The organism is Sphingobium xanthum (assembly GCF_019737615.1).
Classification (GTDB): domain Bacteria; phylum Pseudomonadota; class Alphaproteobacteria; order Sphingomonadales; family Sphingomonadaceae; genus Sphingobium; species Sphingobium xanthum.
In genome coordinates this window covers 173,289-186,415 of the sequence record NZ_JAHKKS010000001.1, presented here as the reverse complement: position 1 = coordinate 186,415, position 13,127 = coordinate 173,289, and the positions used below count along the sequence as shown (strand labels likewise).

Below are 13,127 nucleotides of genomic sequence, written 5' to 3'. Positions count from 1 at the left end.
GATGGCGTCGGCGATCAGCCTCGCGGGCGGCGCCGCGCTGGGTCTGGCCTCAAGCCTGCATTGCATCGGTATGTGCGGCGGCATCGCCGTGCTGTTCGGCTATTCGCCCGGCGGGTGCGACGCGGCCGCGGCAGGCCGGGAGCAGGCCCTGCTCCATGGCGGCCGGATCGCCAGCTATGCGCTGCTGGGCGCAGCAGCGGGCAGCCTCGGCAGCGCTGCGCTGGGCGGGATCGAAGCGGGCAGCGGCCAGGCCCTGCTGCGCTGGGCCGCCGCCGTGTCGCTCGGCTGGATGGGACTGGTCACGGCGGGCATTGCCCCAGCTCCCGCCTTGCTTGCGCACGGCGCCGGGATGGGCCGCTGGCGCATGCGGCTGATGCTGCACCTGCCGCCCCCTGCCCGCAGGATGGCTGGCGGGGTGCTCTGGGGACTCCTGCCGTGCGGGATGGTCTATGGCGCCCTGCTTTACGCGATGTTCGCCGGCACGGCGCTTGGCGGCGCGCTGGTCATGCTCGGCTTCGGCCTCGGCACGCTGCCGGCATTGGCGCTTGCCGGCCTCGGTTTCCGGTCGATGCAGACGGCCTTGCGCACGCGCGGCGCCGCGCAATTGCTTGGGGCCGCGATGATCGCAATCGGATTTCTGAGTCTGCTGGAAAGCCCCGCCGCGCTGAACGCATGGTGCGCGCGCATTGCAGGGCAATTCTGAACAAGAAAGCCGCGCCGGACTGCTTCCGACGCGGCATTTTTCGGTCTCAGGCCGCCTTGCTGAGCGTGGCGGGAGTCTCCAGCAGCATCGTCGCCGCAGCCGTGTTGGAGATCGGGATGTGATAGTTGCGGCTGACCTCGCGCACGTCCGGCCCAAGCGCGCCGCGCGCGGCGATCCAGTTCAGGATCTCGATGCCCTGACTGCCCGCCAGCTCGACGATATCGACCGCGCTGTGCGCGACCAACGCCTCGGGCTCTGGTCCCAGATGGTCGAGGCAGAAGCGGTCATAATCCTTGTTGATGAAGCCGGCTCGTTCACCGTCGAGCTGATGTGACAAGCCGCCCGTGCCGAAAATGACGATCCGCTCGGCGCCCGGCCAGCTCGCCAGCGCGTCATGCACGGCGCGGCCGAGCGCGAGGCAACGGCTCGGACTGGGCAGCGGGTGCTGCACGGTGTTGAGCGCGATCGGCACGATCCTGACCGGTCGATTGTCCGCGCCGGGCCATGACAGGGCGAGGGGCACGGTCAGTGCATGATCGACCGCCATCTTCTGGCATGTGGTGATATCGAACTCGCTGGCCACGAGATGCTCGATGATGTGCCATGACAGCGCCTCGGCGCCTGGAAATGGCTTCATCACGGGCAGGCCCCAGCCCTCGTCGGCATTGTGATATTCGGCCGCCGCGCCGACCGCGAAGGTCGGCATCGTGTCCAGGAAGAAATTCAGGCCATGGTCGTTGTAGAACAGCACCGCGACATCCGGGCGGGCAGCGGCCAGCCAGCGATGGATCGGGTGGAACCCGTCGAAGAAGGGCTTCCAGTAGGGGTCCTCCTGCAGGCCGCGGGCGATGGCGCCGCCGATGGCGGGGACGTGGCTCGTGAAGATGCCGCCGACGATGTGTGCCATGGTCAGAGCTCCCCTTCCGCTTGAAGTTTGTGACGAAATTCCTCGACCGTGACGCCCGTCTGCTGGGCGCCGAGATCCTGGACGCTGAGACCGAAAATGCCGGCCAGCTTGGCGAGGTAGTAAATGTTGCCGCCCGCATCGATCATCGCGAGGACGTTGCGCGAGGCGACGGCCGCCCGCTGCTGCGACGTCAGGCCGAACCGCTGGCAATAGCCCTCCTCGTCAGCGCGGAACGCTTCCCGATTGGCCTCGTCATTGAACGAGTAGCACATGGCGTTGAGCGCATAGCCGCGCGCCGCAGCGTCGCCGTCGAACAGGGAGGTTCCCGGTATCGTCCGTCTGTGCGGTCGTGCCGTGAGCGTTTCAACGATTGCAGTCATGGGTCTGTCCTTTCGCTTCGCCGCCATGATCGTTGTTGCGGCAGCGCGCGCATTGACGTGCATCAAGGGCGATCTTGACCCGGCGCAAGGCATGAAAAGGCCGCGCCCCGGGGAGAGACGCGGCCGTCCGTGGCATCGCTGTGCCGCGGGTCACGCGGCGAGCTTGCTCTCGTCGGCCCAGTTGCCGTGCAGACCCTGGCGCAGGCGCATGGGCAGCTTGGCACGCGCGATCGGCCCGTCCTCGACATGTTGCGCGTCGAAGATCGCAAGATCCGAATAGTTGGTGACGTGGTTATCAACGAGCGCGACGACATAGCCCTCGCCTTCCGGCGCATCGGCACTGCGCGGAATGAAGCACGGCTCCTGGATCGCGCATTGCGGCCCGGCCCACCAGCTCTTGCGCTTGCCCGTCGCGAGATCGACATGCCCCAGCGTGTTGGTCAGCGCATAGAAAGCGCCGCCCGGCCCCTCATAGGGCTTGTCGGTATCGAGGATCAGCATCCAGCCGTGACGATAGGCCTGCGTCGCATAGCGATCGTCGATGCGCGGAAACTCGTCCGGTACATCGACCAGCCGCTCGATCCTGTCGAGCCGATCGTCATTGCGCGCCATATCGACCGTCCAGCGCGTCAGATAGCCCCGCCCCGCCACCGGATCGAACGGCGCATCGTTCACGTCCGGGAAGAAGGGAAAGCTGTTGTTGGCCGAGACCGGCATGTCGATGTGAACCTTGGTCCCCTCGTTGAAGGCATTCATGACATGGCCGACGAAGCAATTGTCGGTCCTGAACCAGCGCAGGTCGCGCGCATCGCCGTTGCGCGGCAGCACGCCCATGTAGCAGGGCATGCTGGTGTCGAAGCCGAAGAAGGGCTTGCGCTGCTCCAGCCGCTCCCAGTTGCTGATGAGCGGCATGGTCGTGAACACGGCATAATCCTCCGTCACGCCGAAATCATGCATCATGCAATAATATTGATTGTGGAACGGGATCTCCTTCACCAGCTCGCCGGTCGGGCTGATCTCGATATAGGCCATGTCCGTGGTCATCAGGCCCCTGGCGCCATAGGAGAAGGCGCAGAGATTGCCGGTGACGGGATCGATCTTGGGATGGGCGCAGAAGGTCTGGCTCTGCAGCTTGCCGCCGAAATCCGTGTAGCCGAAGCTCTCCAGCGTGAGCGGGTCCATGAGCAGGCAAGGACTGTCCTCCTTCATCGCGTAGAGCATCCCGGCGTGGACCAGCACATTTGTATTGGCGGTGCCGCGGATCCGGCCCTTCACCGCCTCGTCGTCGGTCAGCGGATTGCGATAGGCGCCGAACAGAGCCTTGCCGGCCGCGCGCTCGAGCAGCCATTTGTCGGTATGCGCATAACGCTGGCGAAAATCGATCCGCCCGTTCTGGAACCTGAACAGGCTCACCATGCCGTCGCCGTTGAAGAACTGGTCATCCTCGAATCTGGGCGCGAATTGGGCATCGGGATGAACGCGGTGGAACGTGCCCGCCAACTGGTCCGGCACCTGCCCCTCGATCTCCAGATCCAGGATGTCACCTTCGATCCGTGACGGACGCAAGGTTCCGGAAAAACTCGGTGTATCGGGAAAATGTGCCATATGTCCTCTCCGCGCGGTGGAAGAGGAAGACTGGGCAACCACAAATGCCCCCGCCTTGATCCCGATCAAGGAATGGGAAAGCGGCACTGGGGGATTCCCGTGGATCGAGCCGGAAGCAAATTCTCCTGAACAGGGCGTTGCCAGACACGGCCGTGCCGATCGCGCCACGGCCGGAGACGATCCGGACGGGGCTGGCTATGCATATCGGTCCGACGGGGGTAGGATGCCGTCCGGGGCTTGAAAGCCGGGGAGGTAGCGCTGGTGAGGATCGACAGATTGTCCACGGACGATGTGCCGGCGGCATCGCGCTTTGACTTCTGGCGGGGCATTTTCGCCGAGCGGGACCAATCGATGGCGCTCGAGGGCGATCCCGGCGCTTTCCACGGCAATCTCACCAGGTTCACCGCAGGCGAGCTTAAGATCACCTCGGTGAAATCGAGTCCCCTCGTCACGCGCAGCGGCGCGAGTGCGGACCATGGCGAAACGAACTTCAGCCTTCAGCTGGTGCATTCGGGCCAATGCCTGTTACGCCACGCCGGGGCAGAAACCGTCGCGGAGACGGGTGACATGTTTATCATCGACCCGCGAAGATCATACGAACTGGCTTTCAGGAATCCGGTTCAGGGGCTTGTACTGACGTTGCCCCGGATGCGTTTTGGCGGCCATGCCGAGGCGCTCGAAGCCCTCGCTGGCCGGCGAATGAACCTGAATGGCGGCTCGGCTGCCGTGTTGTCCGGATTCGTTCGTTCGGCCTGGGATCAGCTCGTCGAGCGCGATGGCGAAGAGTGGCCGGAATCCGCCTCCGCGGTGATCTGGGAGCTGCTCACCGCGGCCTTGCAAGGCGACCGCGCCGGCGCCTTTGGAGGCAGCCGCGCGGATGACCTGCGCCGCAGGGCAATTGCGCTTATCGATAGCCGGCTGCTCGACCCCGAATTTCGCAGTTCTTCGATTGCCGGGGAACTGGGGGTCAGTGCGCGCTATCTTCAACAGGTCTTTGCGGAAGTCGGCACGACGCCGTCGCGCATTTTACTCGCCCGCCGGCTTGACGCCGCCGCCGCGCGCCTGCGGCATCCGGACAAACGCTGCCGCATCACCGACGTCGCGCTGGAAGGCGGGTTCAGCGACTTGAGCTACTTCAGCCGCGCCTTTCGCCGCCGCTTTGGCGTCGCGGCGCATTCCTATCGGTCGAGCCTCGGCGCCACGACCGCAGGCTGGGACAGCGGCGCTCCTTCGGCCTAGGATTCCCTGGCCACCTCGGTTGCGGACAATGTTTGTGCGGTCTCGTCCAAGCATGTCCATATGGCCGCCATTACCTTCAAAGCGGTGGAGGAGCGCAATGGATCGCGAACTGAGCTGGGTAAATGGCGCAAATGAGCCGCCGCTGCTGGACATTACGATCGGCCAGGCACTCGACCGGGCGGCGGAGCAATGGGGCGAGGCCGATGCGCTGGTGTCGGTGGCACAAGGGCTGCGGTGGAGCTGGCGGGAGCTCGCCCAACGCGCGGACGACCTGGCGGCGGGATTTCTCGCACTGGGGCTCGAGCGCGGAGACAGGATCGGCATCTGGTCGCCCAATTGTGCCGAATGGGCGCTCACCCAGTTTGCTGCCGCGAAGATCGGCCTGATTCTCACGACGATCAATCCCGCTTACCGAACTGCGGAACTCGAATTCATGGCCGGGAAGGTCGGCCTGCGCGCAGTCGTGGCGGCGGAGAGATTCAAGACGAGCGACTATGTGGCCATGCTCGAGGCGGTCAACGTGCCGAGCCTGGAGCACAGGATCAGCATCGGCGGCTCGACACGGCCGGGCTGGCTTGCCTTTGACGGCTTGCCGCTGCTGGGCTCGGAGCATCATCGGGACCGCGCCCGCGAGATCGGCGCGGAGCTCGACTGCCGCGACCCGATCAACATCCAGTTCACCAGCGGCACGACAGGGCTGCCCAAAGGGGCAACGCTTTCCCATCGCAATATCCTCAACAACGGCTGGTTCGTTGGACGAACGCAACAGCTCGGCCCCGGCGATCGCATCTGCGTTGCGGTGCCCCTCTACCACTGTTTTGGCATGGTGATGGGAAATCTGGCCGCCGTGAGCTGCGGCGCGGCAATGGTCTATCCATCACTCGGGTTCGACGCGGAAGCGACGCTCGCGGCGATCGCGCAAGAACGTTGCACGGCCCTGTACGGCGTGCCGACAATGTTCATTGCGCAGCTCGATTGCCCGCGTTTCGATGCCTATGACCTGACCTCGCTCCGGACCGGCATCATGGCCGGCTCCCCCTGTCCAATCGAGGTGATGAAGCAGGTCATCGGCAGAATGCACATAACCGACATCACCATCGCTTATGGGATGACCGAGACCAGCCCGGTCAGCTTCCAGAGCGCGATCGACGATCCGCTGGAAAAGCGCGTTTCCACGATCGGCCGGGTTCAGCCGCATCTCGAGGTGAAGATCGTCGATGCGGAAGGCAGCATCACACCGCGCGGCGTTCCGGGTGAGCTCTGCACGCGCGGCTATTCCGTGATGCTCGGCTATTGGGACGACCCGGAGCATAGTGCCGAAGCGATCGATGCCGAGGGCTGGATGCATACCGGCGATATCGGCACCATCGACGAGCAGGGATATGCCAGCATCGTCGGGCGGATCAAGGACATGGTGATCCGGGGCGGCGAGAATATTTATCCGCGGGAGATCGAGGAGTTCCTCTACGCCCACCCCAAGATCACCGACATTCAGGTCGTGGGCGTACCGGACCAACGGATGGGCGAGGATCTCTGCGCATGGATCCGCCTGGCGCCCGGCGAAACCTGCACCGAAGAGGAAATCCGTCACTTCTGCCAGGATCGGATCGCTCACCACAAGGTTCCGCGATACATCCGTTTCGTCGACGAATTTCCGCTGACAGCCTCCGGCAAGGTACAGAAGTTCGTTATCCGCGATCGAATGATCCGCGAACTCGGCCTCTGACCGCCCGCTGGGCGTTCCCTGTTGCTTGCGGAAGCTCTCGTCGAACGTCTTGGCGCCTCAGCCGGTTGGTTCCTTGAGTTTTCCCTGCCCCGCCATTATTCTATTTGGACAAAGGGGTTACCAAGCGCCCATGCTAGAGCATTTCTCGACCGCGCGCGTCGATACGGATACCAAACTCGGCTGGTGGAATACTCTGCTCGAGCAGACCTATAGCGGCCTTCGCGCGTCTCCCATGAAGTCACGCTTCGATGCGGAGATCTATCGGTGGAGTCTGGGAGAGACCCAGCTGACGAGACCCCGTTCGTCCGCTGCCGTGGTGACGCGCGAGCACAAGATCCGGCAGCCTTCCGAACAATCGCTCGCCTTCCATCTGCTGCATCATGGTTCCGGCCCGTTGAGATTGCGGCAGCGGGGTCGGGATATTTCGCTCAAGACCGGCGATCTTGTCATTTGCGCCGGCGAGGAGCCCTACCGCTTCGACATCGACGGGGCGCACGAACTGCTGATCGTCGAGCTACCCAGGCGGCTGCTCGCCGATCGCGTGCCGTTCATCGACAATCTGGTTGCGACCCAGATATCGGGCGACACGCCCGGCGCGCGCATCCTGCGTTCCTATCTCCTCTCGATCTGGCGAGAAGGGGACGCCCATCCCGGTCCCGCCATGCTGGATGCCTTCTCCACCACCTTACTGGATCTGCTGGCGCTGCCGCTGAATGAGGATCAAGTTGACCCGCACGCTCCGGAACCGCCTCTTGTCCGGCGGATGAAACGATTGATTGAGGCTCATCTTCCCGATCAGGACCTGTCTCCGGCGAGACTGGCAGGGGAGCTCGGCGTGCCCTTGCGGACGCTGCAGGCAGCATCGGCCCAGTGCGGGATCACGCCACTTGGCCATATCATGCGACGTCGGCTGGAGCGTGCGGCAGAGTTGCTCATTCTGGAATCGGACAGGCAAGTCATTCAGATCGCCTATGATTGCGGCTTCTCCGACAGCAGTTACTTTGCCCGTCAGTTTCAGAAGCGCTTTGGCGTCAGTCCGAGTCACTATCGCCAGAGGCACTGAGCGCCCTTTCCTGCGCGAATGTCGGGACTTTCTGCGCGATCGTCCGCGCGGCACGTCTCTCCCCCCCTTTAGGAGGCTCCAAAATCCTGGAGTGTCCGGGGGGAGGAATCATGAAGCGCATACTGACGAGTTCCACGTTGGCGATCGTTGCCCTGACGGCAGCGCCGGTCTGGGCACAGGATGCTCCGCCGCAGGAAGAGGCAGGCGGCGGCATTGAAGAGATCGTCGTCACCGCCCAGAAGCGGGCAGAGAACGTGCAGGACGTGCCGATCGCCATCTCTGCATTCACCTCGACGGCGCTCAAGGAGCGCGCGGTCACGTCGGTCGCATCACTGTCTTCTCTGGCACCGAACGTCAATCTCGATGGCGGCACGCCCTTCTCAGGCTCTTCTGCGGTCCTGTCGGCGACGATCCGCGGTATCGGTTCCGACGATTTCGCCTTCAACATTGATCCGGGCGTCGGCATTTATCTGGACGGCATCTATCTCGCCCGCACGGTCGGCGCGAACCAGGACCTTCCCGATGTAGAGCGCATCGAGGTGCTCAAGGGGCCGCAAGGCACCCTGTTCGGCCGCAATACCATCGGCGGCGCTATTTCCATCGTGACGCACGATCCGGGCAAGGATTTCCGCGCGAGCGGTGACGTGACGGTCGGCAGCTACAATCTGGTGAAGGTGCGCGGCACGATCGACGTGCCGCTGACGGACACGCTGTTCTCCTCGGTCACGTTCGCGACGACCAACCGCCGTGGCTTCCTCAAGCGCATCCCGTTCGGCGATCAGCGCGCCAGCAATTCCGACCCGATCACCAGCTTCAACCAGGCCGATTATGACAGCGCCTCGCGCGAGGGCGGCGACAACAGCGTCAGCCTGCGCGGCAAGCTCAAATGGGACAATGGCGGCGCGATCACGGCAACGTTCACCGGCGACTATACGCGCCAGGACAGCTCGGCGCAGGCGACGAAACTGCTGGCCTCGCTGAACCTGCCCGGCAACTTCGCCGGTTCCGCCTCGCTGCCGGGCACGGCATTCGATCCAACCGGCACGACGGGCTTCCTGTTCTCCGGTCTCTACAATTTCTGCATCGGCGCCACGGCATCCGAGATTGCCGCACGCAATGCCCAGGCGCTCTGCGGCGCGCGCGGCACGCAATATCTGGCGAACCGGCTGGTCAGCAGCTTCGCCAGCGCGAATGTCGATGGCAATGCGTTGAACGACCGGCTGCCCTGGGACTCGCGCTATGTCCTCTCCGATCCCGACCAGAGCTACGCGACCGGCCAGAGCTTTACAAAGCTGACCGCCTGGGGCCTGGGTGGGACGGTGCAGGCAGAGGTGACCGACGATCTCACCATCAAGTCGATCACCGCCTATCGCGAAACCAAGTGGAAGTCGGGCAGCGACCTGGACGGATCGCCGCTCACCATGCTGGAACTGAGCTTCGAGCAGAACCAGTGGCAGCTGAGCCAGGAACTGCAGCTGCTCGGCCAGGCGTTCGACGGCAAGCTCAACTATGTGCTGGGTGGCTATTACTTCAAGGAGAAGGGCGATCTGCACGATTACGTCATCTTCTCCGAAGGCCTGCTGCAGGTCGATGGGCCCAACAAGTTCGACACCGAAAACTACGCCTTCTTCGGTCAGCTGGATTTCCGTCCGACCGAGTTGATCGGCATCACGATGGGCGGGCGCTATACCCATGAGCGCAAGGAATTCGAGGGCGGCCAGCAGGACCTGAATGGCTTCAACTACAAGCTGTTCGGTTGTGCCGACGCCAATGGCAACATCAGGCCAATGGGAGACTTCCCGCTCGCGCCGCCGGTCGCGGCTGGCGGACCGCCTTGCTTCGCGGCCCTGTCCTTCCCCGATCCGACCCAGCCGACACGGGTCTACGTGCCCGGCGTCAATCGCAAGGTCTTCGACAATTTCTCGCCGAAGGTCGGCATACAGCTGCATCCGAGCGAGGATGTCATGGTCTACGGCTCGTGGTCGAAGGGCTACAAGACCGGCGGCTGGACCACCCGCCTCACCAACCCGCAAGGCAATGTCGCGCCCGATTTCGAAGAAGAGAAAGCGACGACCTGGGAAGTCGGCGTCAAATCGACGCTGCTCGACCGGCGGCTCCAGATCAATGCGGCGGCATTCACCACCGATTACGACGGCCTGCAGCTCAACATCCAGATCGGCACGTCGCCCACCATCGACAATGCCGGCAGCGCGCGGATCAAGGGCTTCGAGCTGGAAGTGGTCGCGGCGCCCCTGGATGGGCTGACCATCAACGGTTCGCTCGGCTATATCGACGCGCACTATACGCAAATCGCCCCTGCCGCCTTGGTCAATGCCGGCACCATCCCGGGCATTCAGGCCGGAATCTTCGTCGGCGCGCCGCTCCCGAAGACAGCGGAATGGAAGTTCAATCTCGGGCCGCGCTATGAAGCAAAGCTGGGCAATGGCGGCTCGATCGTCATGCTCGCCGACTGGACGCATAGCACGGAGGTCTGGAACGATATCGCACGGACGTCTGCCCTGCTTCGTCCCGCGAACGACATCGTCAACGCCAGCCTGACCTATAATGAGCCGGACGACCATTGGTCGCTGACGGTTGGAGCGACCAACCTTACCGACGAACGCTTCCTGACCAGCGGCGGCTCGAACCTTGCCGCCGGTGTACTCTTCGGCACCTACAACCGGCCGCGCGAGTGGTACGCGCGCTTCGGCTTCAAATTCTGACTGCAATCCGACTGCTTGCGTGAACCTTGTCGCGGTTTCCTTCTCTTCCCGGGAAACCGCGACCTTTTTCCCGGGCGGATCGACCCGTGGCTCAAGGAGACGTTATGTCCGATACTTTCCGCATGCTGATCAATGGCGCGTTCTCCGCCGGCACCAGCAGTTTCGAGGTGATCAATCCGGCCACGGGACAGGCTTTCGCACGGTGCCCGAAAGCCGATGAGACGCTGCTCGACGCTGCCGTCGCGGCCGCCAAAGCGGCGTTCCCGGCCTGGTCCGCGCTACCGGTCGAGCAACGCGCGGCGAGTATCGAGGCGATCGCGGCGGATCTCGAGGTGCGTGCGAGCGAATTCGCCAGCTTGCTGACGACCGAGCAAGGCAAGCCGTTCGATCAGGCCATGGGCGAGGTGATCGGCTGCACCTATGTGCTGCGTGCCTTCGCCGGCATGCGTCTCGAGCCGAAAACCCTGCGCACGGCGGCCGGCAATCTCGTGATCGAGCATCGCACGCCGCTCGGCGTCGTCGCGGCGATCACGCCATGGAATTTCCCGCTCGTTCTGCTCATGAACAAGCTCGGGCCGGCGCTCATCTCGGGCAACACCATGGTGCTGAAACCCGCACCGACCACGCCGCTCACCACATTGCTTTTCGGCGAACTGTGCCGCGCGCATCTGCCCGCCGGCGTCGTCAATATCATCTGCGACGAGAATGATCTCGGCGCGGTACTCACTGCCCATCCCGATGTCGCCAAGATCGCTTTCACCGGCTCCACCGCGACCGGCAAGAAGGTGATGGCCTCGGCCGCCGCCATGGTGAAGCGCGTGACCCTGGAACTCGGCGGCAACGACGCGGCCATCGTGCTGGACGATGTCGATCCCAAGCTGGTCGCCGGGAAGGTCTATGCCGGCGCCATGACCAATGCCGGCCAGATCTGCGTCGCGGTGAAGCGCGCCTATGTGCCCAGCGCCATGTATGACGATTTCTGCGAGGAAATCGCCAGGCTCGCCAACGAGGCCATTGTCGATGACGGCGCCAAGCAGGGTACCACGGTGGGTCCGATCCAGAACAAGGCGCAGTTCGACAAGGTGCGCGGCCTCATCGAGGATGCCCGCACGCGCGGCAAGATCATCGCGGGCGGCGAAGTGCTCGACCGCGAAGGCTATTTCATTCCGCCCACGATCGTGCGCGATCTGCCGGACGACGCGCCGCTGGTCCGTGAAGAGCAGTTCGGTCCGGTTCTGCCGGTGCTCAAATATGACGACATCGACGATGTCATCGCCCGCGCCAATGATAGCGAGTTCGGCCTGGGCGGCACGATCTGGGGCAACGACGTCGCGAAGGCGACCGAGATCGCGAAGCGCATCGACACCGGCACCGTCTGGATCAACCAGCATCTCGCCATCGATCCCAATATCCCGTTCCGCGGCTCCAAGCAGTCCGGCCTGGGCGGTGAACTCGGCGAGGCCGGTCTCCACGAATATACCCAGGCGCACATCATCAACGCGGTCGAACTGGCCTGATCGGAGAGGGGCAATCATGGCAACGCAGGTTCAGGCAGCCGTGCAGCGCGCGGTCGGCGCGCCACCGGTCATCGAGACATTGACGATCGACGATCCGCGCGAGGGCGAAGTGCTCGTCGCGGTCCGGGCGGTCGGCGTGTGCCATACCGATATGGTGATGCGGGACGGCCACCTGCCCATCCCTCAGCCCGTGGTGCTCGGACATGAAGGATCGGGCGTCGTCGCGAAGGTCGGCGTCGGCGTTACGGGCCTCGCCGTGGGCGACCATGTCGTGCTCAGCTTCGACAGCTGCGGGCATTGCCCGTCCTGCGACGATCAGGAGCCTGCATATTGCCACCACTGGTTCCCGCTGAACTTCGGCGGAGGACGTGCGGACGGCACCACTGCTCTTGCCGACCAGGCGGGCCAGCCGGTTCACAGCCACATCTTCGGCCAGTCCTCGTTCGCCACCCATGCGCTGGTGCGCGCCCGCAATTGCATAAAGGTGGCAAGCGATCTGCCGCTCGAGCTGCTTGGACCGCTGGGTTGCGGCATTCAGACCGGGGCGGGCACGGTGCTCAATGTGCTGAAACCGCGGCCCGGCAGCAGCCTGGCCGTCATCGGCACCGGCGCGGTCGGCCTGTCGGCGATCATGGCTGCCAAGATTGCGGGCTGTGCCACGATCGTCGCGCTCGATCTCAACATGGACCGGGTGGCCCTCGCGCGCGAGTTGGGCGCGACACACGGCTTTCAGGCCGATACGGCAAGCCCGCTCGATCATGCGCGAGCGGCCGGTTGCCTGAGCGGCTTCGACTATGTGATCGACACCACCGGCATTCCGGCAATATGCACCGGCGCCGTCAAAGCGCTCGGCTCACGCGGCGTCCTGGCACTGGTGGGCGCCTATCCGCCGGGTTTCAGCATCGAGCCGGAGGCAAGCTTCCTGATGAGCGGCGGACGAGTGGTGCGCGGCGTGGTCGAGGGCGGCGCCGATCCGCAGCGCTTCATCCCGGAGCTCGTCGATCTCTATCGCGCCGGTCGTTTTCCGTTCGATCGGCTCGTGCGCTATTTCGATTTCTCGGACATTGCCCATGCCATCGAGCAAGGCGAAACGGGCCGGGTAATCAAGCCGATCGTTCGAATGCCCTGATGGGATTTGCTCGCACCGGGCATTGACGCTCGCTGCATCTTCGCGAGCTCCCCTCGCGTCATGGCCTCAAGAAATCCGCGACTGAGAAAAAGCCGAAGGACGACGACCGGTTGTCCGGCCCGTCTACTGCCTGGG

10 protein-coding genes are annotated in these 13,127 nt (G+C 64.1%); 7 read left to right on the top strand and 3 right to left on the bottom strand.

The features are described 5' to 3' along the window. The first annotated feature begins 1 nt into the window (after nt 1). Nucleotides 2-703: a sulfite exporter TauE/SafE family protein gene (locus KM135_RS00930; RefSeq protein ID WP_221712022.1), complete on the top strand. Its 702-nt coding sequence runs from the start codon at nt 2-4 to the stop codon at nt 701-703. A gap of 46 nt (nt 704-749) precedes the next feature. Here the strand turns inward: KM135_RS00930 and KM135_RS00925 are convergent, their stop codons facing one another. From KM135_RS00925 to KM135_RS00915, 3 genes are all read right to left on the bottom strand, one after another. Beyond that, nucleotides 750-1,610 (bottom strand): class III extradiol dioxygenase family protein, encoded by an 861-nt coding sequence (locus tag KM135_RS00925; protein WP_221712021.1) that lies wholly within the window; start codon nt 1,608-1,610, stop codon nt 750-752. Nucleotides 1,611-1,612: 2 nt separating this feature from the next. After that, the gene (locus tag KM135_RS00920; protein ID WP_246605645.1) at nt 1,613-2,053 is read right to left on the bottom strand and encodes a protocatechuate 4,5-dioxygenase subunit alpha; all 441 of its coding nucleotides are present in this window, start codon (nt 2,051-2,053) and stop codon (nt 1,613-1,615) included. Nucleotides 2,054-2,140: 87 nt separating this feature from the next. Continuing rightward, a complete protein-coding gene (locus KM135_RS00915; protein WP_221712020.1) occupies nt 2,141-3,595 on the bottom strand; it encodes a lignostilbene-alpha,beta-dioxygenase in 1,455 nt (484 codons plus the stop codon). Nucleotides 3,596-3,871: 276 nt separating this feature from the next. Between KM135_RS00915 and KM135_RS00910 the strand changes: the two genes are divergently transcribed. The 6 genes from KM135_RS00910 (at nt 3,872) to KM135_RS00885 (ending at nt 12,992) form a co-directional block, all read left to right on the top strand. Continuing rightward, nucleotides 3,872-4,834, top strand: coding sequence for a helix-turn-helix domain-containing protein (locus tag KM135_RS00910; protein WP_221712019.1), 963 nt, complete (start codon nt 3,872-3,874; stop codon nt 4,832-4,834). A gap of 97 nt (nt 4,835-4,931) precedes the next feature. After that, on the top strand, nt 4,932-6,560 hold the full coding sequence (locus KM135_RS00905; protein WP_221712018.1) for an AMP-binding protein: 1,629 nt from the start codon (nt 4,932-4,934) through the stop codon (nt 6,558-6,560). A gap of 130 nt (nt 6,561-6,690) precedes the next feature. Next, nucleotides 6,691-7,623 carry an AraC-like ligand-binding domain-containing protein gene (locus tag KM135_RS00900; protein ID WP_221712017.1) on the top strand — a complete coding sequence of 311 codons (933 nt, stop codon included), beginning with the start codon at nt 6,691-6,693 and terminating at the stop codon, nt 7,621-7,623. Nucleotides 7,624-7,733: 110 nt separating this feature from the next. Then, entirely contained in the window at nt 7,734-10,346 is a 2,613-nt protein-coding gene (locus tag KM135_RS00895) for a TonB-dependent receptor (protein ID WP_221712016.1), read from the top strand. 104 nt (nt 10,347-10,450) lie between these two features. Next, nucleotides 10,451-11,863, top strand: a complete 1,413-nt coding sequence (locus tag KM135_RS00890; protein ID WP_221712015.1) for an aldehyde dehydrogenase family protein — start codon at nt 10,451-10,453, stop codon at nt 11,861-11,863. 16 nt (nt 11,864-11,879) lie between these two features. Beyond that, the gene (locus KM135_RS00885) at nt 11,880-12,992 is read left to right on the top strand and encodes an NAD(P)-dependent alcohol dehydrogenase (RefSeq protein ID WP_221712014.1); all 1,113 of its coding nucleotides are present in this window, start codon (nt 11,880-11,882) and stop codon (nt 12,990-12,992) included. Nucleotides 12,993-13,127 lie beyond the last annotated feature (135 nt).